The sequence below is a fragment of the Synechococcus sp. CS-1326 genome, assembly GCF_025128115.1.
Classification (GTDB): domain Bacteria; phylum Cyanobacteriota; class Cyanobacteriia; order PCC-6307; family Cyanobiaceae; genus Regnicoccus.
In genome coordinates this window covers 25,839-47,231 of the sequence record NZ_JAHLYV010000007.1, presented here as the reverse complement: position 1 = coordinate 47,231, position 21,393 = coordinate 25,839, and the positions used below count along the sequence as shown (strand labels likewise).

At 65.8% G+C, this 21,393-nt stretch carries 22 protein-coding genes; 8 read left to right on the top strand and 14 right to left on the bottom strand.

From position 1 onward, the window contains the following. Positions 1-129 precede the first annotated feature (129 nt). The 5 genes from KQ307_RS01660 to KQ307_RS01640 form a co-directional block, all read right to left on the bottom strand. A complete protein-coding gene (locus KQ307_RS01660) occupies positions 130-927 on the bottom strand; it encodes an inositol monophosphatase family protein (RefSeq protein WP_399235657.1) in 798 nt (265 codons plus the stop codon). A gap of 11 nt (positions 928-938) precedes the next feature. Continuing rightward, positions 939-2,333, bottom strand: a complete 1,395-nt coding sequence (locus KQ307_RS01655; RefSeq protein ID WP_259701949.1) for a BCD family MFS transporter — start codon at positions 2,331-2,333, stop codon at positions 939-941. A 73-nt stretch (positions 2,334-2,406) separates the two neighbouring features. Beyond that, the gene (locus KQ307_RS01650; RefSeq protein WP_259726728.1) at positions 2,407-4,047 is read right to left on the bottom strand and encodes a TolC family protein; all 1,641 of its coding nucleotides are present in this window, start codon (positions 4,045-4,047) and stop codon (positions 2,407-2,409) included. Positions 4,048-4,114: 67 nt separating this feature from the next. Further along, entirely contained in the window at positions 4,115-5,503 is a 1,389-nt protein-coding gene (locus KQ307_RS01645) for a TIGR03279 family radical SAM protein (RefSeq protein ID WP_259701947.1), read from the bottom strand. A 45-nt stretch (positions 5,504-5,548) separates the two neighbouring features. Beyond that, positions 5,549-6,421 carry an undecaprenyl-diphosphate phosphatase gene (locus KQ307_RS01640; protein WP_259701953.1) on the bottom strand — a complete coding sequence of 291 codons (873 nt, stop codon included), beginning with the start codon at positions 6,419-6,421 and terminating at the stop codon, positions 5,549-5,551. Between the two features lie 102 nt (positions 6,422-6,523). On the opposite strand from KQ307_RS01640, the gene KQ307_RS01635 reads away from it, so the two are divergent. The 3 genes from KQ307_RS01635 to nadB all read left to right on the top strand — a co-directional run bounded on the left by KQ307_RS01635 (position 6,524) and on the right by nadB (position 9,529). Then, a complete protein-coding gene (locus tag KQ307_RS01635; protein WP_311133753.1) occupies positions 6,524-7,261 on the top strand; it encodes a DUF3120 domain-containing protein in 738 nt (245 codons plus the stop codon). Positions 7,262-7,383: 122 nt separating this feature from the next. Further along, positions 7,384-7,761, top strand: a complete 378-nt coding sequence (psbU, locus tag KQ307_RS01630; protein ID WP_259701945.1) for a photosystem II complex extrinsic protein PsbU — start codon at positions 7,384-7,386, stop codon at positions 7,759-7,761. A 76-nt stretch (positions 7,762-7,837) separates the two neighbouring features. Continuing rightward, complete coding sequence (nadB, locus tag KQ307_RS01625; RefSeq protein ID WP_259726727.1) at positions 7,838-9,529, top strand: L-aspartate oxidase; 1,692 nt, start codon at positions 7,838-7,840, stop codon at positions 9,527-9,529. A gap of 14 nt (positions 9,530-9,543) precedes the next feature. Here the strand turns inward: nadB and KQ307_RS01620 are convergent, their stop codons facing one another. Continuing rightward, the gene (locus KQ307_RS01620) at positions 9,544-10,470 is read right to left on the bottom strand and encodes a vitamin K epoxide reductase family protein (protein ID WP_259701943.1); all 927 of its coding nucleotides are present in this window, start codon (positions 10,468-10,470) and stop codon (positions 9,544-9,546) included. Further along, positions 10,467-11,330 (bottom strand): BtpA/SgcQ family protein, encoded by an 864-nt coding sequence (locus KQ307_RS01615; protein WP_259726726.1) that lies wholly within the window; start codon positions 11,328-11,330, stop codon positions 10,467-10,469. Before KQ307_RS01615 ends, KQ307_RS01620 begins: the two co-directional genes overlap by 4 nt. Positions 11,331-11,370: 40 nt before the next feature. Between KQ307_RS01615 and rimO the strand changes: the two genes are divergently transcribed. Then, on the top strand, positions 11,371-12,759 hold the full coding sequence (rimO, locus tag KQ307_RS01610) for a 30S ribosomal protein S12 methylthiotransferase RimO (protein WP_259701941.1): 1,389 nt from the start codon (positions 11,371-11,373) through the stop codon (positions 12,757-12,759). Further along, positions 12,756-13,994 (top strand): MFS transporter, encoded by a 1,239-nt coding sequence (locus tag KQ307_RS01605; RefSeq protein WP_259701940.1) that lies wholly within the window; start codon positions 12,756-12,758, stop codon positions 13,992-13,994. Before rimO ends, KQ307_RS01605 begins: the two co-directional genes overlap by 4 nt. On the opposite strand, the gene KQ307_RS01600 is transcribed toward KQ307_RS01605, so the two are convergent. Continuing rightward, positions 13,981-14,088, bottom strand: coding sequence for a cytochrome B6 (locus KQ307_RS01600; protein WP_259726725.1), 108 nt, complete (start codon positions 14,086-14,088; stop codon positions 13,981-13,983). The two genes, KQ307_RS01605 and KQ307_RS01600, sit on opposite strands and share 14 nt — an antisense overlap. 132 nt (positions 14,089-14,220) lie before the next feature. Between KQ307_RS01600 and KQ307_RS01595 the strand changes: the two genes are divergently transcribed. Beyond that, positions 14,221-15,825 carry a B12-binding domain-containing radical SAM protein gene (locus KQ307_RS01595; protein WP_259701939.1) on the top strand — a complete coding sequence of 535 codons (1,605 nt, stop codon included), beginning with the start codon at positions 14,221-14,223 and terminating at the stop codon, positions 15,823-15,825. A 26-nt stretch (positions 15,826-15,851) separates the two neighbouring features. Here the strand turns inward: KQ307_RS01595 and KQ307_RS01590 are convergent, their stop codons facing one another. Next, positions 15,852-16,250, bottom strand: a complete 399-nt coding sequence (locus tag KQ307_RS01590) for a DUF4346 domain-containing protein (RefSeq protein WP_259701938.1) — start codon at positions 16,248-16,250, stop codon at positions 15,852-15,854. A 30-nt stretch (positions 16,251-16,280) separates the two neighbouring features. Further along, on the bottom strand, positions 16,281-17,459 hold the full coding sequence (locus KQ307_RS01585; RefSeq protein WP_259701937.1) for a GNAT family N-acetyltransferase: 1,179 nt from the start codon (positions 17,457-17,459) through the stop codon (positions 16,281-16,283). A 46-nt stretch (positions 17,460-17,505) separates the two neighbouring features. Between KQ307_RS01585 and KQ307_RS01580 the strand changes: the two genes are divergently transcribed. Then, the gene (locus KQ307_RS01580; RefSeq protein ID WP_259701936.1) at positions 17,506-17,970 is read left to right on the top strand and encodes a hypothetical protein; all 465 of its coding nucleotides are present in this window, start codon (positions 17,506-17,508) and stop codon (positions 17,968-17,970) included. On the opposite strand, the gene KQ307_RS01575 is transcribed toward KQ307_RS01580, so the two are convergent. Together KQ307_RS01575 and KQ307_RS01570 are read right to left on the bottom strand one after the other, a co-directional pair. Further along, positions 17,915-18,640 carry a dihydrofolate reductase family protein gene (locus KQ307_RS01575; protein WP_259701935.1) on the bottom strand — a complete coding sequence of 242 codons (726 nt, stop codon included), beginning with the start codon at positions 18,638-18,640 and terminating at the stop codon, positions 17,915-17,917. The genes KQ307_RS01580 and KQ307_RS01575 overlap by 56 nt on opposite strands. A 4-nt stretch (positions 18,641-18,644) precedes the next feature. Further along, a complete protein-coding gene (locus KQ307_RS01570; RefSeq protein ID WP_259701934.1) occupies positions 18,645-19,610 on the bottom strand; it encodes a 6-carboxytetrahydropterin synthase in 966 nt (321 codons plus the stop codon). Between the two features lie 79 nt (positions 19,611-19,689). Between KQ307_RS01570 and KQ307_RS01565 the strand changes: the two genes are divergently transcribed. Then, positions 19,690-20,262: a shikimate kinase gene (locus KQ307_RS01565; RefSeq protein WP_259701933.1), complete on the top strand. Its 573-nt coding sequence runs from the start codon at positions 19,690-19,692 to the stop codon at positions 20,260-20,262. On the opposite strand, the gene KQ307_RS01560 is transcribed toward KQ307_RS01565, so the two are convergent. Next, positions 20,259-20,522 carry a chlororespiratory reduction protein 7 gene (locus KQ307_RS01560; RefSeq protein ID WP_259701932.1) on the bottom strand — a complete coding sequence of 88 codons (264 nt, stop codon included), beginning with the start codon at positions 20,520-20,522 and terminating at the stop codon, positions 20,259-20,261. The two genes, KQ307_RS01565 and KQ307_RS01560, sit on opposite strands and share 4 nt — an antisense overlap. A 49-nt stretch (positions 20,523-20,571) precedes the next feature. Beyond that, positions 20,572-21,312, bottom strand: a complete 741-nt coding sequence (locus KQ307_RS01555; protein WP_259701931.1) for a glutathione S-transferase — start codon at positions 21,310-21,312, stop codon at positions 20,572-20,574. Positions 21,313-21,393 lie beyond the last annotated feature (81 nt).

The following is a 21,393-nucleotide window of genomic DNA, read 5'->3' as shown; positions in this document are numbered from 1 at the left end:
GGGGCTTCTGGCTCGGCGGCCTCTCAGCCGCTTCTGAAACTTACAGCATCGGGGGCTTCCGCTTCCCTCTGCCCTAAGCCCTGCAGCGCTTTGCCTTCCGGCTCACGCGCAGTCCAATAACCTATCACATCAGCTCTCGTCTACAAGTGCTTCTGCCCAGGGGAGGAAGATCTCGAGGGTCGCGGGGTCGCGGGCCGCCAGAACGGGAAAATCGGCATGGGCCTGGTCCTCGCCCGGCTGGAGGCGGGCTGGATTGGTCACCAGCCACCGCAGCGGACAGCCCAGCTCCGAGAGCACCAGCCAGGCCGCAGCCAGATCCCAGATCTTCGGGGTGGCTTCGAGCGCCGCCACTGTCTGGCCCATCGCCACGCTGACCAGATTGAGGCTGGCCACCCCGAGCAATCTGATCTTTCCGGGAAAACGCCGGTCGGGCAGCCTCTGAAGGACGCCGATCGATCGGCTGCACAGCGAGGCGCAGCCGATCGCCTGGCCCTGGGATGTGGGAGCAGGCAGAGGCTTGCCATTCCGCCAGGCCCCCTGCCCCCGCACCGCCACGATCCGTTGCCGGAGGGGAGGAATATCGAGGATCGCCAAGACCGGAACGCCGTGCTCGAAACGGGCCAGGGAAATCGCCCAGTACGGAATGCCGGCGGCAAAGTTCGTGGTGCCATCGAGGGGATCCACCACCCAGTAGGCGGAGGTCCGGGGGATCCGTTTCTCTCCCTCCTCACTGAGTACCCCTTCGCCGGGATAGAGCTGGCCCAGGCCGTGCACCAGGGTCGCGTCGCTCCAGCGGTCACAGGCCGTGATCAGGCTGCCATCGGCCTTGGACTCCGCGGCCATGTGACCGAAGTCGAGGCGCTGCCGGGTGGCCACCTGATCGAGCAGGCCATCAAGCGGCAGGGCGCCCAGCGGAAGGTGGCTCATGGCAGACGCGCTCATCCGAGTTCCAGCGAGAGGACGCGGCTGAGGCTGCGGCTGGTGTCCTCACGGAACTGGCGCAGGTTCAGCGCCGAGAGCAGCCACAACGCCGCAAAGGCGACCAGAGCCTCGATCGACAGCACCAGGGCAAAGGGGAAAAAGCTCGAGCCATCCGGCCCGATGGCCCGCCCCAGATCGAGCAGACCTCCCCCCAGCAACTTGCCGACGGCCCTTGAAAATGCCTGGGCCAGGCCCCAGACCCCGACAAAGGTTCCAGCCGCCTCCGGCAGGGTGAGGTCAAGCATCAGGCAGAGAGTGCTGTTGGTGCCGATCCCCGAGGCCAGGCCGAACACCAGCATCACCGTCTTGAGCACGGCCACCTGGGCTGTGAGCCCAGCCAGAAGAAGCAGAAGCATCGAAGCGGCGATCAGCTGGCAGCCCAGCCGCGCCGTGGCCAGCGGTCCAAGCCTGGGAACGATCCACCAGCCCGCAGCCACCAGGCCGATCAGGGTCCCCGATCCCCAGAGAGCGTTGAGACCGGCGGTGGCAGCGATCGGCATGCCGAACACTTCGGCGCCATAGCTCTCCAGAACAGGATCCTGAAGGAACAGGGCAAGGGTGAAGAGGACGAGAAAAAGAAAGAAGATGGCCACCTGCCGGCTGGAGGTGATCAGCTGCCAGGCCCGCCTCAGGGTGATCGCATCCTCCCGTTCGGCGCTCTGACTCAGATCGGTCTGGGCCGGTTCCATCCCCAAAACAGCCAGGAGGGTCAGCGCGAAGACAACCAGGGCGGAGCGCACCATGAATGGCCCCAGGACCGCTTCGAGTACGGCGGGATCCTTCACCCCATCGAGATTCCGAAGACTGAGGGAAATCGCCACCGCTCCAGCAACGATGCCGACAGTGAGCATGCACCAGATGATCCCGACCGCCCTGGGGCGATCCTTCTCGCCGGTGCGATCAATCACCAGAGCGAGATACGGGGTGCTGGCCATCGACACAGCCAGCCCGTAACAGGCGAACAATCCGCAGAGCAAGGCTCCCCCCAGCAGGCTCGCCTGGGAATCCTGCGCCTGGAACGCCCTCGCCAGCCTGAAGATCACCGGCACCACCAGCACGGCCAGGCCGCAGAAGCCGGCAGCACCCACAAGGATGTATGGGGTGCGATGCCGTCCTGCCCAGGCATAGCGATCGGAGATCTGGCCGAACAGCACCCGGGAGGGAGCAACGAACTGCTCGAAGGCCAGGGCGCCGCCCACCAGAAGGCCTGGGAACCCCAGCTCACTGACCATCACCCGATTGAGCAGCCCGGCAAAAACAACAGCCAGAAAGCCGAGACAGGCCTGGAAAAGGCCAAGCCTCAGGGTGCCGGGGATGGAGAGCCCTGGGCCCGATGAAGCATCCGGGTTCATCGGGGCGGCAGCTTAAAGCGATGTGACCTTATCAAGGACATTCTGGAATCCAGCTGGCCTGGCCCAAGCTGGCTCACAGGCTTGAGTCGAGCTGGCAGGCCGGCTGCAGAGGCAGGGGTTCGATCGGGATCTGGGTGGCTGGGTCCTGAGCTGGCTTGCTTCCCGGCAGGGCAGGAGGCTTGCAGAGCGCCACCTGATCAAGACCGGTGCGGCGGCGCAGCTCAGCCAGACGCTTGTTGTAGTCGGTGACGGCGCGAGCGTAACGAACCTCGGCCTGGGTGAGATCGCGCTGTGTATCGACAACTTCCCGCTGGGTCGTGACGCCGGCCTGGAATCGAAGCCGCGCCAAGCGGAGGGTCTCCCGCGCCGAGATCACTTCCCGGGTCGTGGTGGCGATGTCGCGATTGTTCTTGAGCAGCTCATAGAAGCTCGATTCCACTTCCTGGCGAATCGAATCGCGACGACTGGCGAAACGGAACCGATTTTCCTCAGCGACCTGCTTCTGCTGGCGGTACTGGGCGGCGGCTCGACCGCCATCAAACAATGACCAGCTCAAGTTGAGCCCGATTGTGTTATCGAAGCCGTAGGTAAGCGTATCGGTATTGCTGGTGTTGATCGCTCTGGAGGTGGTCTCACCACTGAAGCGGTTCCAGCCGAAGTTATTCACAATGCTGAGAAAGGGCTGCACCGCTCCGATCGAGGCATTGGCATTGCTGTTTGCAATCGAGATGTCAAGAATGATCTGATCGAGTTCCTCGCGGAAGGCATAGGCGGCCACGATGCTCTCCTGCAGAGAGGGCAACCAGGAGGCCAGCACCCGCGCCGGTTCCCTGGCCGTGGGGGTGACGTTCATGGGCAGATCAAGAAAGGCGGCCAGGCTGCGGCGGGCCACGGATTGATCAGCCAGGGCTGTGGTGAGCAACTGCTGGTCGCGGGCAAGCTGGGTTTCTGCCTGCAGAACGTCGAGCTTGGTGGATACACCGGCCTGGAAACGAGCCCTCGCATCCCTGAGACTCACCAGAGAAGCGCGCACCGATTCCTGGCCGATTCTCACATTTTCGTCGGCAAGTTGCAGATCGAAGTAGGCCTGGGCCACCTGAAGCCGCAGATCCCGCAAGGCGATCAGATACTGATTCTGGGCCTGCTCATACTGATCGCGGGCGGCGGCGATCTGAGGGACCCGTTGGGGATTGATCAGATCCCAGTTGATGCCGATGCTCATCTGCCCGCCATACCTCAGATTGGAGGTCGTGGTGGTGTTGGAGGTGGGGTTGAAGGGTGTTCTGCGGCTCGGGAAATTTGTATCACTCCGAAAACTATTGTTCAAACCTGGAAAACTGTTTGACGTGTTGAGGTTGATGTTGGGATACCAGGCGGAGATCTGGGCCCTCAGGTTGGACTTGGCCTGATCCACCTGGGAGGCCACAGCCTTCAGATTGGGGTTGTTGACTTCGGCAATGGTTTCCACCTCACGCAGGCCAAGGGGCCTGAGTTCCTGGATCCTCACCTGGGTGGGCTTGGTCGGCAGGGCCAGCGAGGGTGGGCCACTGAGCCCTTCCAGGCCGGGCTCGAGCTGCTTGGCTGCCGGAGCCAGCACGGAGGGATCCGACCTGGGACGGTTTCCCAGGACCTCAGGGGCCAGGGGCAGCTCGCTGCCCACGGGCTGGGCGGGCTGCACCGAAGCCGGCTGAGCCACGGCAGGGAGACAGGCCATCCCGGCGAGTGCCGACAGGACAAGGATGGAAGGCCGCACGCCAGAGAGGTCGGTGTTCAGGCAGAGCTTAAGGAACAAAGGCCAGCTCGCCGATGCAGGCAGCCACGAAATCATCCGCCCCATCCACCAGGCGAATCGGCACCGGGCAACGGGCTCTGAACGCGTCGAGGCTGAGGTCGTCCAGAAAGACAGGCATTCCCTGGCGCAGGACCACCGAGGGGAGAAGAAGCTGATCGCCCAGATCCAGGCCAGCCAGCCCCGTCAGCAGGTCGGATCCGGTCAGCAGGCCCGTGACCACCTGATCCTGGCCCCAGTAGGGGCTGGGCAGACCATGCAGGATCACCTCCAACCCATCAACGCGGTTGAGGCGATCCACCACCGGCTGGAGGGCCTCGGCCACCAGCCGCCCCACCACCCAGCTGATCCGGCGGGGAGCCGCCAGGCGCTCCGGCAAGGGTTCGGTGGCCCGCTCCAGGGATTCAAGGAAGGCCCGGATGCTGCCGACGCCGTTCTCCTGCTGGGGGAGGTCTTCGTAGGCGGAGCGGGGAGGCAGAGGCAGGCCGGCGATCAGATACCACTCATCCGAGAGCCAGGCGAAGCGGCTGCCCAATCTCGAGAGGAAGTGCTCCTGGATCGGCTCCACCTGGGCAATCACGGTGCGTGCACAGTCCCGATCGACCGGCACCAGACCATCCTGCTGGGGCCGGAAGCGGGTCAGCCCGACAGGCACCACCGCCGCGGAAAGCACCGCCGGCCAGGGTTCGGCAGCGAAGCTGGCCAGGTCATGGAGGCTGCGCTCCAGGGCCGCACCATCGTTCAGACCCGGACAGACCACCACCTGGGCGTGGATCTGCAGGCGCCGCTCCGCGAACCAGGCCAGCTGCTCCATCAGCAGCCCAGCCCGCTGATTGACCAGAAGGCGTTGCCGCAGCTCCGGATCCGTGGCATGGACCGAAACGAACAGCGGCGAAAGCCGCTGATCTTCGATCCGCCCCCAGTCGGCCGGGGTGAGGTTGGTGAGGGTGAGATAGGAGCCGTAGAGGAAGCTGAGCCGGAAGTCGTCGTCCTTGACGTAGAGGCTTTCGCGCTGACCGGGGGGCTGCTGATCAATGAAGCAGAACGCGCAGTGGTTGTTGCATTGCCGCAGCCCGTCGAACAACGCTTCTGTGAAGCCCAGCCCCAAACCGTCGTCGGCATCCTTCTCGATCTCCAGCCGGTGCAGAACACCCTCCGGGTCCTCCACCTCGAGCACCAGGTCTTCCTCACCGACCAGCACCTGCAGATCGATCAGGTCCCTGGGCCTGAGGCCATTGATGCTGAGCAACCGATCGCCGGGTTGAAAGCCGAGCTCCTCACCGATCGAACCGGGCGCCACGGTGGACACAACCGCCGGCTGGGGGAGGCGATCGACGGCGCCGACATCCAGCGAGACGCCGGCGGAAGGCTCATTCCACACGGGATCAGCGGTTCCACAGACCCTTCAGTCTGAACGACGATCAGCTCAGCCGGCAGCACCCCCCGACCGGGCCACCCAGGCCAGCAGGAACACCCCGAAACCGAGCCGGTAGGCCACGAACACCCAGGTGCTGTTGTTCTGAAGAAAACGCAGCAACCAGGCGATCGCCAGCCAGGAGACCACCGCCGCCGCCGCGATCCCGACCAGCATCGGCACAGGCCCCAGGGCCGCGTCGGCGGCAAAGGCCGTCTTCAGCTCGACAAGGCCGGCCAGGGTGATGGCGGGGATACCCAACAGAAAGGAAAAACGGGCCGCCGCCGATCGCTCCCAGCCATCGAAAAGCGAGGCCGTCAGGGTGCTGCCGGAGCGCGACACTCCTGGAATCAGGGCCAGGGCCTGGGCCAGCCCGACCCAGACCCCATCGATCGGACGGACCTGGGGCAGCGACCGGCGCCTGGCGCCAAGCGTTTCCGCCAGGGCCAGAACCAACGCCATCACGATCGAAACAATTCCGATCGAAGCGATCCCACGCAAGGCGGATGTTTCGTAGCCCGGCCAGAACACCTTGATAGCCAGACCGGCGAGCACGATCGGCACGGTGCCGATCACCATCGCCAGCCCCAGCCGCGCCGAGGGGTCCTTCCATTGACCCAGGCGAAAGGCGCGGCTGATGCCACGGATCACAGCGGCCAGGTCGTCACGGAAATAAAGAATCACCGCCCCGATGCTGCCGAGCTGGATCACCGCCGTGACCGCGACGCCAGGATCCCCCCAGCCCAGCAACACCGGCACCACCTTGAGATGGGCCGTGCTGCTGATCGGCAGAAACTCGGTGAGCCCCTGAACGACCCCAAGCACCAGGGCGTGCCAGCAGGCCTCGAAAAGCCCCAGCGCCGGAGGCTGGATGGCGGCGGGCATCGGGGGCATCAAAAATGGGAAGTTCCGACCCTATGGCCTGGAGGCGAAACGCACCAGGACCCAGCCCCCCTTAAGGTTGAAAACCTTTTGTTACACGTGCCGGTGCCTGGGGCCATTGCCACCCTCTCTCCCCCCGCTCCAGCCAGCCTGCAGCTTCGGATTCCCTCCCCTTCGGCGCGAGGGCGACAGGCAGGGTTGCCTCTTCCGGCGATGGCAGCTCTGCTGGTTGTGTTGCCCGTTTTCCTCCAGGCACCCTGGGTAAGGCTCCATCCCTTCAGTGCATCGCTGTTCACCGCTGGCCTGCTGGCGATGGGCCTGCTGCTCGATCGCCTGAACGGGGGCCGCTGGGCCAGCCTTGGTCAGCTGCTGGTCGGCTTCGCCGGCAGCTGGCTGGGGGGATGCCTGTTCTGGGGATGGTTTCGGCTTCACCCAGCCCTTCACCTGCCGATCGAGGCCTTTGCCCTTCCGCTGGCTCTTGCCGGCCTGAACGGACGCTGGAGCAACGGTTGTGCCTTCTACCTCGCATCCCTGGTCGGAACGGCCTGCACCGACGCCACCATGGCCCTGGCCGGAGTGATGCCTTACTGGCCCCTGGTCCTGAACGCCCCTCTCAGCGACGCTCCAGGACTGCTCAACCTGGCGGGCCGCCAGCTTGCCCACCCCGAGGCCCTGCTCCCCGTCGCCCTGGCCGCCATCGCCCTGCTCTGGGCCGCCGGTCAGCTCTGGCGAGCCGGAGCCCCAGGGAAGATCGCTGCCGCCGTCCTGCGAACCACCCTGGTGGTGGATGGTCTCTTTCTGGCGGCTGCCCTGCTCTGCCCCCGGCTGAGTGGCCTGATCTGAGCGGCCGAGCCGGTTGGTATTGAAGAACTGCGAATGCTCAAGCAGGCGAGCCTGGAATCACCGGAGCGCGCCTGTAGCCTTTGGCTGGATCCCGTCCGGCGATCAACTCGAGGAGATTTTCGATGAAACGGCTGGTTGCCTGGCTGATGAGCGGTGTGCTTGTTGCCGGTCTGCTTCTCACCCTGTTCCTTCCCGCCGCCGCCCAGGCGGAAGAGCGTCGGAACGTTGCCGACGACAAGATTGCCGCTTCCGAAGGGAAGGTGGACCTGAACAACTCTCCAGTCAGAAGCTTTCAGCAGTTTCCAGGCATGTATCCCACCCTGGCGGGCAAGATCGTGCTGGGGGGGCCCTACGAGGCCATCGATGATGTGCTGAACCTTGATCTCACCGAGCGGCAGAAGGAACTCTTCCAGAAGTACCGCGACAACTTCACGATCACTCCATCTTCCATTGCCCTGAATGAAGGGTTCGATCGGATCAACAACGGGGTTTACCGCTGAGCAGACAGGTCCTGCTCCTGGCTCAAGCCGTCGGCAGTGATCCGGCGGCTTTTTTGTTGGCTCCTTGACGGGCCCCATGGCTGCTGACGCCGCCCTCCCAGGGCCGCTGGCCAGGCGATGGGATGTCGTCGTCGTCGGCGGTGGCGCCGCCGGACTGATGGCCTGCCTGGAGCTGCCTGCGGATTTTCGGGTCCTGCTGATCAGCAAGGAAAAAGCACCCCGCTCGGCCAGCCGCTGGGCCCAGGGAGGCATTGCCGCGGTGACCGGGCCCGAAGACAGCTTCGAGAGCCACCGAAACGACACTCTCAAAGCCGGCGCCGGTCTCTGCGATGTCGGGGCGGTGGAGTTGCTGGTCCATCAGGCCCCCGGCTGCGTCAGGCGATTGCTCGAGCTCGGCATGGCCTTCGATCGGGTGGAAGGGGGACTGAGCGCCACCCTGGAGGCAGCCCACAGCCACCGCAGGGTCCTGCATGCCCAGGACCGGACCGGGGGCGCGCTGGTGGAGGCCCTGGAACGGGAGGCGAGCCGCAGGCCGCAGCTGCAGCAGGGCAAGGGACTGCTGGCCCTCAGGCTCTGGGTCGAGCAGGGACGGTGCCTCGGTCTGCAGGTGCTGGAAGGGAGTCGGGTGCGGTGGCTGAGGGCTGGAGCGGTGGTGCTGGCCAGCGGTGGCGGCGGTCATCTCTTCGAGAAAACCACCAACCCGGCCCAGGCCACCGGTGACGGTGTGGCGATGGCCTGGCGGGCCGGTGCCCAGGTTCGCGACCTCGAATTCGTCCAATTCCATCCCACCGCCCTGATGCTGCCGGGGGCTCCCCATTTCCTGATCTCCGAGGCGGTCCGGGGGGAAGGGGCCCGGCTGATCGATGACCAGGGCCTCAGCCCGGTGGCCCAGCTGGCCGGCGGCGACCTGGCCCCGCGTGATCAGGTGAGTCGCGCCCTGGTGCGGACCATGCAGGAGCAGGGGGTTGATCGGCTCTGGCTCGACCTGAGACCGGTGGGAACCGAGCTCCTGGAGCGGCAGTTCCCCACCATCCTCGGGCGCTGCCGCGAGCTGGGGCTTGAGCCCACCACCACGCCGATTCCGATTGCTCCGGCCGCCCACTACTGGATGGGGGGAGTGAGCACCGACCTGACGGCGGCCACCAGCCTGCCTGGGCTCTACGCCATCGGTGAAGTGGCCAGTACGGGGGTGCACGGCGCCAACCGTCTGGCCAGCAACTCGCTGATGGAATGCCTGGTGTTCGCCCGCCAGCTGGGTGATCTGCAGCTGGCGCCAAACGATTGGCCCCAGCACGATGACGCCCAGGCGGAACCCTGGGTGGCAGCGGATGAGGCTGCCGGCCAGGATCTCGATGGCCCCGGCATCACGGCCAGGATCGACGCCCTGCGAAGGCGTTGCTGGCGCGTGGCGGGAGTGGAGCGCCGTGGCACCGCGCTGAGCCGGGCCCTGCTGATCACCCAGGCGGAACGCCTGGAGCTGGATCACCAGCCGCTGGCACGGCAACTGGATCGACTGGCCCCTGGCGGGCAATTGCAACTCACTCCCCTGCAGCAGAGTCGGCTTCGCCCCCTTCAGGATCTCAGGCAGATGCTGATCCTGGCTGAGCTGCTGATCGCCGCGGCCCTGTTTCGCCAGGAAAGCCGCGGCGGCCACTACCGCACCGACGCTCCCGCACCGCAACCGTTCTGGCAGCGGCACACCATTCAGGAACGGGGCAGGCCGATCGGCACGGATCCGCTCAGCGAACCGCCCAGCCGCCTGGGCTGAGCCTGGAGCTCACTTCAGGGTGCGACCGGGCCCTTGAACCCACTCCATTCCGCCAGCCTGGCGAGGGGCTTGACCCCCGATTCCATCCGTCCGTTGATCTCCCAGCTGGGGAACCCCTCGATCTTCTTCGCCTCACACAGGGCCCTCTGGTTGTTCACCCCATCGGGGGCACATTCGACCACTGTGAGTTTCGCGGCTGCCTCCTTGCCGAACAGTTCCTTCTGTTCATGACAATGGGGGCACCAATAGGCGGAATACATCACGGCGCCCTGGGCCTTGAGGTGCTCCGCCAGGGCGATGGTGGCCGGGGTGCTGGCCCTGACGACGGGAGGCGGTGTGCCCTTGGTGGTGAGGGCAGCCGGCCTGTCGACGGACGCCGCCCAGCCGAGCCCGGCCAGGCCCACCACGAGGGCAACGATCACACCACGGAAAACGAGCTGGCCACGGTCTTCCCAGTCGCCGCCGAACAGGCTCAGGACGAAGAGCAACAGGCTGAGCACCGCCGAGAGCACGCAGAAGAAGCAGAACGCCTGGATCTTGAAGATCAGCAGGCCCATCAGCAGCAGGCTGAACACCAGCATGCCGCCGGTGAGCAGGAACAGCCCCCACCAGCTGCGCTCCGAGAGGCTGGTGCGCAGCTCACCCCGCAGGACCAACGGCAGCAGGGCGAGCAGCAGCACCGCGGTGTAGGCCAGGAAGCCGAACAGGGAGAGGGGTTGGCCGAAGAAACTGCCCCAGACGCTGTTGAGCACCTTGTCGCAGCCTTCAGCTCCCCCTGGGCAGGTGAGCTGGCCGATCACACCCCAGCGCTTGAGGGTGATCGTGCCGGTGTCGATCATGCCGATGGTGGCCAGCACGGCCATCACCACGCGTATCCAGCGATGATTGGGTTCACTGCGGCGACGGCTGCTCAGGCGACTGCTCAGGCGGGTGGTGCTCACGGCGGATGTTGCCAGTTGGGCGATTGTGGCAGCACCCGCCTGAGGGCGGTCACCCGTTGCCGGTCCACAGCACCGCTCACCACTCCATCCTGCTTGAGGGCGGTGCCGGCGATCACCCCGTTGCAGCAGGAGGCCAACTGGCCCATCAGCGCCGGGGTGGCTCCACTGCCGATCAGCACCGGTGCCCCCCTGGCCGCGGCCATCGCCTGCTCCAGGTCGCGCCGGACGGTGGGCTGGCCGGTGCCGGCCCCGGAGACGATCACCCCGTCCGCCCCGCCGCGCTGGAGAACATCAGCCACAGCTTCGGCCATGCCGAGCGGCGCCAGTGGCGCGCCGTGCTTGACCAGAACATCGGCAAGAATCAGGATGGATTCAGCCCCCAGCAGGCGGCGGCGGCGCAGCAGCTCGGCCGCCTGACCCTCGATCACACCCTGATCGGTGACGGTGGCACCGCTCAGCACGTTGACCCGCAGGAACCTGGCTCCGCTCACCTGGGCGATCGCCAGAGCCGCCAGGGCATCATTGCGAAGCACGTTGATTCCAACCGGCAGGCAGGTTTCGGCCACCAGCTCGGTGGCCAGGCGGGTCATGGCCGCCACGGTTTCCGGCGGCACGGTCCCGCCCCAGAAGGGCACATCACCGAAGTTCTCCACGATCAGGCCATCGGCGCCGCCATCGCGATAGGCGCGGACATCGGCAAGCGCCGCAGCCAGCACCGCGCCGAAATCCCCCTGCCAGCCGGGTGAACCCGGCAAGGGCCTGAGATGAATCACCCCGATCAACGGGCAGGGCTGAGCAAACAGGCCCTGCCAGCGATCCGGAATCAGGAAGCCGCTCGGGGGAGTGTCGCGGTTGTGCATCTCATAGGGTGTCAAGACCGGCCTGGGACCCGAACCTCCGATGAGCCAAGCCGCCAGCAAACCCACTGTGGCCTTTGCCCACCTGGGCTGCGAGAAGAACAGGGTGGATACCGAGCACATGCTCGGCCTGCTGGCCCAGGCTGGCTATGGCATCAGTGCCGATGAAAGCGAAGCGGCCGTGGTGGTGGTGAACACCTGCAGCTTCATTCAGGACGCCCGCACCGAATCGGTTCGCACCCTGGTGGGACTGGCTGAACAGGGCAAGCAGATCATCATCGCCGGATGCCTGGCACAACACTTCCAGGAAGAGCTGCTCGAATCGCTGCCGGAAGCCCGGGCGATCGTCGGCACCGGCGACTACCAGCACATCGTTGAGGTGCTGCAGCGAGTTGAGCAGGGCGAACGGGTGAACCGGGTGAGCGCCACCCCCTCCTTTGTCGGAGACGAACACCTGCCCCGCTACCGCACCACTTCCGAAGCGGTGGCCTACCTGAAGGTGGCCGAGGGCTGCGACTATCGCTGCGCCTTCTGCATCATCCCCAGGCTGCGCGGTGATCAGCGCTCCCGGCCGATCGAATCGATCCTGGCCGAGGCTCACCAACTGGCGGCTGAGGGGGTGAAGGAGCTGGTTCTGATCAGCCAGATCACCACCAACTACGGCCTGGATCTCTACGGCAAACCACGGCTGGCCGAGCTGCTGCGGGCGCTCGGAGAAGTGGAGATTCCCTGGATCCGGGTCCACTACGCCTACCCCACCGGCCTCACCCCGGAGGTGCTTGCCGCCTACCGGGAGGTGCCCAACGTGCTGCCCTATCTGGATCTGCCGCTCCAGCACAGCCACCCCGACGTGCTGCGGGCGATGAACCGCCCCTGGCAGGCCGATGTGAACGGTGCCCTGCTCGAGCGCATCCGCTCCCAGTTGCCTGATGCCGTGCTGCGCACCACCTTCATCGTCGGCTTCCCGGGGGAAACGGAGCAACAGTTCCAGCATCTGCTGAACTTCGTGGAGGAGCAGCGCTTCGACCACGTCGGCGTGTTCACATTCTCATCGGAAGAAGGAACGGCCGCCGCCGACCTGCCGCAACCGGTTCCGCCTGAGATCGCCATGCAGCGAAGGGATCGGCTGATGGCCCTGCAGCAACCGATCGCCGCCGCCCGCAACGCCACCTGGGTGGGCCGCATCGTCGATGTGCTGATCGAGCAGGAGAACCCGGCCAGCGGAGCCATGCTCGGCCGCTGTGCCCGCTTCGCCCCCGACGTGGACGGCGAAGTGCGGGTTCACCCCGGTGAGGGTGGGCTCTGCGCCGCACCCGGGACCCTGGTGCCGGTGCGGATCACAGCAGCGGACACCTACGACCTGATCGGAGAGGTGGTGGGGACCAGGGCGATGGTGGAGGACGCCGTGGCCGCCCTGGGGGCTGGTGCGTGAGGGGCTGGATCCTTCGGAACCAGCGCACCACCTTTCTGATCGCCTCGGGGCTCAGCACCGCCGGCTCCTTCGCGGGGATCACGGCCAAGGGCTGGATCCTGATGCACGACACGGCCAACCCCCTGCTGCTGGCACTGCACTTCGCCGCCCTGGCGATGCCCAGCCTGCTGGTGAGTGGTCGCGCCGGAGAACTCACCGACCGTCTGGGCTGCGAGAAAGTGCTGATCCGCTCCCAGTGGGGGCTGCTGAGCGGCGCCTCGCTCGGGGCAATCGCCATTCCCCTGCTGTCGGGAACCTCCCAGATTGTCCTGCTGTTGCTGAGCACCCTGGTGGTTGGGCTCTCGAGCGCCTTCGAACTCACGGCCCGCAACAAATACTGCTCCCTGCTGGTGGATGAGCCCCAGCAGCTGGCGCCCTATCTGACCAGCTTCTCGGTGGTGTTCAACGTCGGCAAACTGATCGGTCCACCGATCGGCGGCGTGCTGCTCGCCCTCAGTGGCCCGACGGCGGCCCTGAGCATCGATGCGGCCAGCTACCTCCTGCCGATTGCCACGGTGGTCTGGCTGCTCAAGCCCAACCGAGCGGCCGAACAACGCAGCCAGCAGGGCAAAGCCGGCTCGCTCGCCACGGCCTGGAGGGAATGCGGCGCTCCCCTTCGCCACGTGCTGGTGTTCACGGCCCTGGCCTGCCTGGCCGTGTTCTTCCACCCCGGCCTCGCCCCCCTGATCGCCCGGCAGGTGCTCGGGCCCAGCCCCCAGGCGCTCGGCCTGTTCACCAGTGTGCTGGCGGCAGGAAGCATCAGCGGTGGGCTTCTGCTGCAGCGCAACAGCCACTGGCTCAGCAGGCGACCATCCCTGTTGCTGGGGGGATGCACCCTGCTGACCAGCCTGGCCCAACTGGGCATGGCCCTCCCCGCCGGCAGTGGATTCAAGCTGGCGATGAGCTTCGCGATCGGCGCCGGCACCGCCGGTCTGCTGGCCGGCAGCAACCTGATCACCCAGGTGGCCGCCGCACCCGTGCTGCGGGGACGGATGGCCGGCCTGGGTCAGATCGCCTTCCTGGGCGGCGGTGGTCTGAGCGGACTGTTGGCCGCCTTTCTGAGCCTGCGCCTGGGGTTGTCCGCCACCTTCGCTCTGATGGGAGGGGTCGGACTGGTTCTCGCTCTCTGGGAGCTGACCCTCCGGCCCCGGACCCTGCTGGAGGTGCTGGAGAACCCCGGGGTCAGATCAACTTGATGCCACGCAGGACCGTGGACAGCAGGAAGGCCGTGACCAGGCCAGCCCCGACAAGACCCAGATAAAGCACGACGCCCATGGTGACCGAAGGCACACAGCCTCGTCATTAGAGCAGAGCGTGGCCTGATCGTTTCGGAAGCGCCTAGGGTGGCAGCCAATCATCACGGGATCCAACCGCCCTGGCGGAACAAAGGTCTGCGTGGAATCCATCGATACCCGGAACGGCATGCGCGCCCTGCTCATCTACCCGGAATTTCCCAAGACGTTCTGGAGTTACGAGAAGATCCTCGAGCTGGTCAATCGCAAGGTGCTGCTGCCCCCGCTGGGCATGGTCACCGTTGCGGCACTGCTTCCCCAGCACTGGGAGTTCAAGCTGGCCGACCGCAACGTGCGCGAGGTGACGGAAGAGGAGTGGACGTGGGCCGAGCTGGTGATCATCTCCGGGATGATCGTGCAGAAGGCCGACATGGCCGCCCAGATCGCCAAGGCCAAGCAACGGGGCCTGCCCGTGGCGGTCGGAGGCCCGTTCGCCAGCTCGACGCCGGATGCGCCGGAGCTTGATCTCGCCGATTTCAAGGTGCTCGATGAAGGGGAAATCACCCTGCCGATGTTCATCGAAGCGATCGAGCGGGGAGAAAGCCAGGGGCGCTTTTCCTCCAATGGCGAAAAGCCCGATGTCACGGGTACGCCCATCCCACGTTTCGACCTTCTCGAGCTTGATGCTTACGACTCGATGTCGGTTCAGTTTTCCAGGGGTTGCCCGTTCCAGTGCGAATTCTGCGACATCATCGTTCTGTACGGGCGCAAGCCACGCACCAAATCACCTGAACAGTTGGTAGCTGAGTTGCAGCGCCTCTTTGATCTCGGCTGGCGGCGTTCGATCTTTCTGGTTGACGACAATTTCATCGGCAACAAGCGCAACGCCAAGCTGTTGCTTCCCGCCATCAAGGAGTGGCAGATTGAGCATGGCTATCCCTTCAGCTTTGCCACTGAAGCCTCCGTGGATCTGGCCTCCGATGAGGAGATGATGCAGATGATGGCTGAAAGCCGATTCGACAGTGTTTTCCTCGGCATCGAGACACCCGACGAAGCCAGCCTGGAAACAGCCAAGAAACTCCAGAACATGCGCAGTTCCCTGGAAGAATCCGTGGACCGGATCACCTCCTATGGCATCCGCGTGATGGCTGGATTCATCATTGGCTTCGATGGCGAAAAAACCGGTGCTGGCCAGCGCATTGTTGAGTTCGTCTCCCGCACCGGCATACCCGCCGCCATGATGGGAATGCTGCAGGCGCTTCCCAATACGGGGCTCTGGTATCGCCTTGAGAAGGAGGGCAGGCTTGTGCAGGACAAGGCCGCCGCCAAAGGAGTGAATCAGACGAATCTGCTCAACTTCGTACCAACCAGACCGATCCGCGAAATCGCCACCGAATACGTTGACGCCTTCTGCGCCCTCTACGAGCCCAATGCCTACATGGACCGGGTTTACCACTATTACCTGAAAGTGGGATCGCCGCGTTGGAAGCCCTTCGTCAAGCCTGCCGATGCCACCGCCAAGCTGCCCAGCTGGACAGATGTTCGGGCCCTGGCGATCGTGGTGTGGCGACAGGGAATCAAGCGCGATACCCGTGGGCGCTTCTGGCGTTACATGCTTGGCATTGCCCGTCAGAACCCAGCCCAGCTCGAACAGTTTCTCGTCGTGCTGGCCCACAACGAACACTTCATGGAGTACCGGAGTGTGGTCACCCACGAAATCGAAGATCAGCTCAAGACCCTGCCTCCCGAGCTGCCGCCGGCCTCGGCCGTGATCAAGGAGTTGCAGCCGGCCTGATCCACATCCCGGCTGGTTCCAGCCTCCTAATCCTGGATGTAGGGCTTGCCTTCCCTGAGGCAGGCCTCCGCTTTCTGGAGCTCCCGCCCGAGGTAAAGCGCATGGTCGAGGCGACTGAGCGGTGAATCTTCGGCCGCTTCAGTGAGCTCGATCCCCAGTTCCTTGGCGGTTCTGCCGCGATAAATCCTGGCCGGAAGGCGTGGGTCGCCGCCGCGGCAGCTGAGCACAGCGCCGGTTTCGGGATCGGTGGCCAGCCCCTGGGCGTTGATGTCGTTGCGGTAGTGCTCGGCGATCAGCAGGCCCGCCTCCAGATCGAGCTTGATCAACAGATAGCCGGCCGGATCGAGGTTGATGAAGCGATCGGACAGCTGCTCATCGAGGCCATCCAGTGTCTCCAGGGCCTCCGGTGACAACGTCTGTGTCATGCCCGTTCCTGCCTCAATCCACCGCCAACCCTAGGCGGCATCCAGGGGGAGCTCGCGGCGGCTGAAGGGAAGCTCGGCATTGACCGCCTCCAGCTCCTCAAGCAACTGGGCATTGGCGGCCGGCAACCAACTGCGCAGCAACCGATCGAACTGTGGCTCGTACCAGCGATGCAGGCTGGCCCGGGGCTGAGCAACGAATCCACGGCGACGCTTGTGGCTGCCACCGGCGCCGGGGTCGAAGCGGCGGAGACCCTGGCTGATCGCCCAGGCAATCGGGGCGTAGTAACAAACCTCGAAGTGAAGATTCTCGATCTCCTCGTTGCTGCCCCAGTAGCGCCCCCACAACGAATCTGCCGAGTGAACGCAGAGAGACATCGCAACCGGATCACCGGGGTCACCGCGATGGGCACTGAACAGAACAATGGACTGGCGCAACTCGGCGGCGGCAAAGCTGAAGAATGCTTCGGTGAGGTACTTGCTGCCCCAGGCTCCCCAGCGATCACAATGCTGGGCATAAAACCGGTGCATGCGGATCACCATCGCCTCCGAGAGATCCTCACCGGCCAGCGCCGTCACGGTGAGGCCCGCCTCGGCGATCGAGCGGCGCTCCCGGCGGATGTTGCGGCGCTGGTTGGCATTGAAACTGGCCAGATAGTCATCGAAACTGCTGAAGCCAGCGTTGCTCCAGAGGCTCTGCTGGTTCAACCAGGTGGCGCAACCGGCTTGCTCCCCCAGAACCTGCCAGCTGGGATCGACATAGAGAAAGTTGCAGCTGAGGATGCCCTGCTCGCGGCAGAAGGCGTCGATCAGCTCCAGCATCACTGCTGTGAGGGCAGGAGCCTGCTCACCGGCGGCGAAATGGAAGCGATAGCCCTCGACCGGGCTGAGCGGACTCATGCCCAGCAGCTTGGGGTAGTACCGCAGACCGAGTTGGCCAGCCAGCTGGGCGAAGGACTGATCGAAGACGAACTCGCCATAGCTGTGCCCTTTGAGATAGAGCGGTGCGAGGGCAACCAGGGTCTGGTCGCGCCAGAGGCCGAGGTGACAGGGCTGCCAACCCTGGCGGGGAGCGACGCTGCCGGATTGCTCCAGACCATGCAGCCAGCGCCAGTCGTAGAAGGGCAGGCCGGACGCAGCGGTGAGAGCCTGCCACTGGTGCTCAGGAATCCCGTCGATCGACCGGTGCCAGCGGGCCTGCAGTTCAGCCATGGGCCAAGGCGATCCGACCGGACGACGGCTGCGCAAAACTAACGGGATGACCCGACCATCTGAGCGCCCAGCCCCAGGCCCGACCCGCTGGCGGCGGGGCGCATTCGGTGCGGCGATGCTCGCTGCCCTGGTTGAAGCGATGGTGGCTGGCCCGCCGGCGCAAGCCAGCCTGCTTGGACCGGTGCTGCAGTGGATGCGGCCCCAGCTGGAGCAGCGCCTCACCCAGCTCTGCCTGAATGTGGCGGCAGGAGGACAGAGCGGGCTGGAACGCAGCCTGCGGGAACCGTGCCGCCAGCTGGCTGGACCAGCCAGTCACTGCCTGATCAAGGAGGCCGAAACCAGTGGCCGCAGCTTCGGAGTGATCACCGAACTGGTGGCCGGACGCTTCGGCGATGACAGCGAGGTGGTGGTGAAGCGTTGCGCCGCCAGGCTGCTGGGCCTCCCTCCCGACACCCTCAAGGAGGTGCCGATGCGGGAGCTGAAGCAACGTTTCGGCCTTCCGCCGGGATGAGCGCAGCTCTCCGGTAGCGCAGCAGCAGTTCGCTTTCGCCCAGGGAGCGATGTTCCACCAGCTCCCAGCTCTGGCCCCACGGCAGCGCCGTGGCTGGACACCAGCCATGGGGACCACCCAGCAGCACTGGGCAGAGCGTGAGCTGGATCTCATCCACCCAGTGGCCCTGCAGCAGGCCGGCAGCCAGCTGGGCACCGCCCAGCAGCACCAATCGCTCCAGCCCCAGGCGCCTGAGCTCAGGCAGGGCGCTTGACCAGCTCTCCACGGGCAGCTGGCGATCGAACCCCGGCGGCAGCGGCTCCAGGCCAGGCCGGTGGGCCGGAACTCCAGTGCCCCCCTGGAGCAGCCAGCGTTCCAGGGGCTGGGAAAAGAAGGGCAGGCTGGCCTCAAAAGCGGCGCTGCGGCTTGCCACCAGGGCGATCGGCTGGGGTGAACGACCCGCCTGCCGCCGCTCCTGGAGCAACTGGGGCCGGTGGATGAGGCAGGTGCTTCGGTGCAGCCGCAGGCTGCGGGCGCCGATCAGACAGCCATCCGCCCAGGCCAGGGACTCCTCCAGCACACGGCGATCACCACGTCCACCCAGCTGGGCAGCTCCGCCAGCCGGAGGGGCCAACCGTCCGTCAAGGCTGACGGCCAGCACCAGACGAAGCAGGGGCCTCGCCGGGGCCACAGGTTCAGACAGCGGCGAGGGCCTCGAGGGCAGCCGGCCGCATGTCGAGCAGAGGCGTTTCAGCGAAGACTTCGGCCGCATTGTTGGGGCTCTCCTGCAAGCGCACCTTGTGCAGACGCGCCCCGGTGGCTGCGACCGGGGCGGCGAGCAGATCGACGATGTGGAGCGCGATGTTCTCGGCGGTGGGCACGCAACTGGCGAAGTGGACCACGTCCTTGTTGAGGAAGGTGTGATCGAAGGGCTCCACCACCAGATCGTTGACGATCTGCTGGAGTTCGGCCAGATCGCAGACCATGCCGGTACGGGGATCGATCGTGCCCCTCACCGTGACATCGAGCAGATAGTTGTGGCCGTGGCCGTGGGGGCGGGCGCACTTGCCGTAGATCCGCTCGTTTTCGGCCTGGGAGAGCTCCTGGCGGGCCAGCCGATGGGCGGCGGCGAAATGGGTGCGAATCGAGAGGAAGGCTTCCATGGTGTCGTCGAGCAGGTCGGCCCAGAGGGTGGGTTGTTCGTAGAGGCGCAGGCCGATCAGGGGCAGATGGGGCGCCAGGCGCTGCCAGATCGCCTGGCAGAGGGCCTCGGTGGTGGGCAGCCGGCCCGCAGGGCCCCGCAGATCGAACTCCGGCCAGCAGTCGTTGAGGAAGCGGAAATCAAGCTGCTCGGTGACTTCGCGGCGGATGGCGTGCTTGACATCGGAGAGATTCAGCACCATGCCGTCCTGGTTGAGGCCACCAGCCATCGCCACGATCAGTTCGTAGTTGTGACCATGGCCGGGGGCCAGGCTGCAACGGCCGAAACGGGCCAGGTTCTCGGCATCACTGAGCTCGGGCAATCGGTAGAGATGGCTGGAGCTGAAGGTGGCGCGGCGGGTGATCACGCAGCCACGGCCCTCGCCATGGCCGGAGAACCGCTCAACGGATCTCGGCTCCGCAGGCGGCTTGCCTTTGGTGATCAAGCCCTGGGCCGACATCGAAACAATTCTGGCGCTGCTGCATCCTAGGGAGGGCCATGGATGGGTAGCCGGTGGCCATGGCTCGCCGCGTTTTTTGATGTCCTCCCCAGATCCCTGCTCCACTGATCGACCGCTGGCAGAGCGCCTCGGCGGCATCAATCTCTATCTGGTGGGAATGATGGGTGCAGGCAAGAGTGCCGTCGGCAGGCCCCTGGCCGACGGCCTGGGCTATCGCTTCATCGATGCCGACCGGGTGTTGGAGCAGACCGCCGCGCAGACGATCCCGGAGCTGTTCGAGACCGAGGGGGAGCAGGGCTTCCGGGATCTGGAGTCAGCCGTTCTGGCCCGGATCGCCAGCTGGCATTCGCTGGTCGTGGCCACCGGTGGGGGGGTGGTGTTGCGGAGCGAGAACTGGGGCCGTCTCCAGCAGGGTCTGGTGGTCTGGCTCGATGCACCGGAGTCGGTGCTGCTGGAGCGTCTGCGCTCCGATCCCACACCCAGACCCCTGATCAGCGGTCCTGATCCGGCCGAGCGCCTGCGGGTCCTGCTCGAGCAGCGGCGTCCGCTCTATGGCCTGGCGGATCTGCAGATCCAGCAGGATGGGCGCCCGCCGGCGGACGTGGCCAAGCAGGTGCTGATGGCCCTGCCCGGGGTGCTCAACGGGCGTTAGCGGCGGGGCGGCTCCAGCCGCACCGCAAACCATTGCACCGTCAGGCCGGGCTCCAGCTCAAGCTCACAGGCCGTGTCGAGCAACCGTTCGGCCCGGGCTCGATCGTTGGGGAAGTCAGCCAGGTCAGCCGGTGGCTCGGCCAGCTCCGCCAGCCGTTCGGCCAGCCAGTCGACGGTTTCGAGCGCTGTGAGGGTGCGTTCGCCGAACCGGGGCTCCAGAACCACGTAGTGATCGCATTCGCGCAGAAGCGGATCGGACATGGCAGGGGCAAAGCGAACACCATCCTGGCCCTGCCCCTGGAGCCGCTGATCAATCCAGCGGACTGGTCGGGTCGATCAGCTCAGCAACCCTGCCCACCGTGAGATAGAGCTGATCCCGCCAGTCGAACAACGGCAGCAGCAGGGGATGATCGGCCAGACCAGGAACCCCCAGGCCCGCCAGGGGCGCTCCGGCGCTGGCGGGGAAGCGAAGCAGATAGAGCTGGGCCGCGACGGCCAGATCGGCGAGCGACAACTGATCGCCGGCCAGGAACGGCTGGCTGCCGACCAGCGCAGCCAGTTGCTCCAGGCTGGCCTGCAATTGCTGACGGCCATCGCGGCCGATCACCTCGCCGAGGCCGCTGAGCAATTCCCCCGGCAGTGCCCCGAGCAGAGAACGCAGAGGACCCGGCGTGGCCTCCGGCAGCAGGGCTCCACGCAGGACACCGTCCTGGCTGGCGGCCTGCAGCAGAGCCAGACGAACCCCGGCAGCCAGGGTGGTGTCGGCCCAGTCTTCAAGCAGCAGCACCCGGGCCCGCTCGGCTGGAGCCGCGGAAATCAGCGGCGGTGCCTCCCCCTGAGCATCGAGGTAGACGGCGATGGCCGAGGAATCGGCGATCACCTCCACCCCATCGCGGATCACCGGAACCTGCCGCTGCCCCGAGAGCCGGAACAACTCCAGCTGACCGAAGCCGGGGGTGACCTCCACAACGCTGTAGGGCAGCCGGCGAGCGGCCAGAATCAACCTGACCTTCTCGCAGAAGGCGGAATGCCTGAACTGGTAAAGCTCCAACTTCGTCGCTGCGAACCCCGTGGCGGCAGAGTAGCTCTCATTCCGTAAACCCTCGCCAGGGGGCACCGCCACGCACCGCGA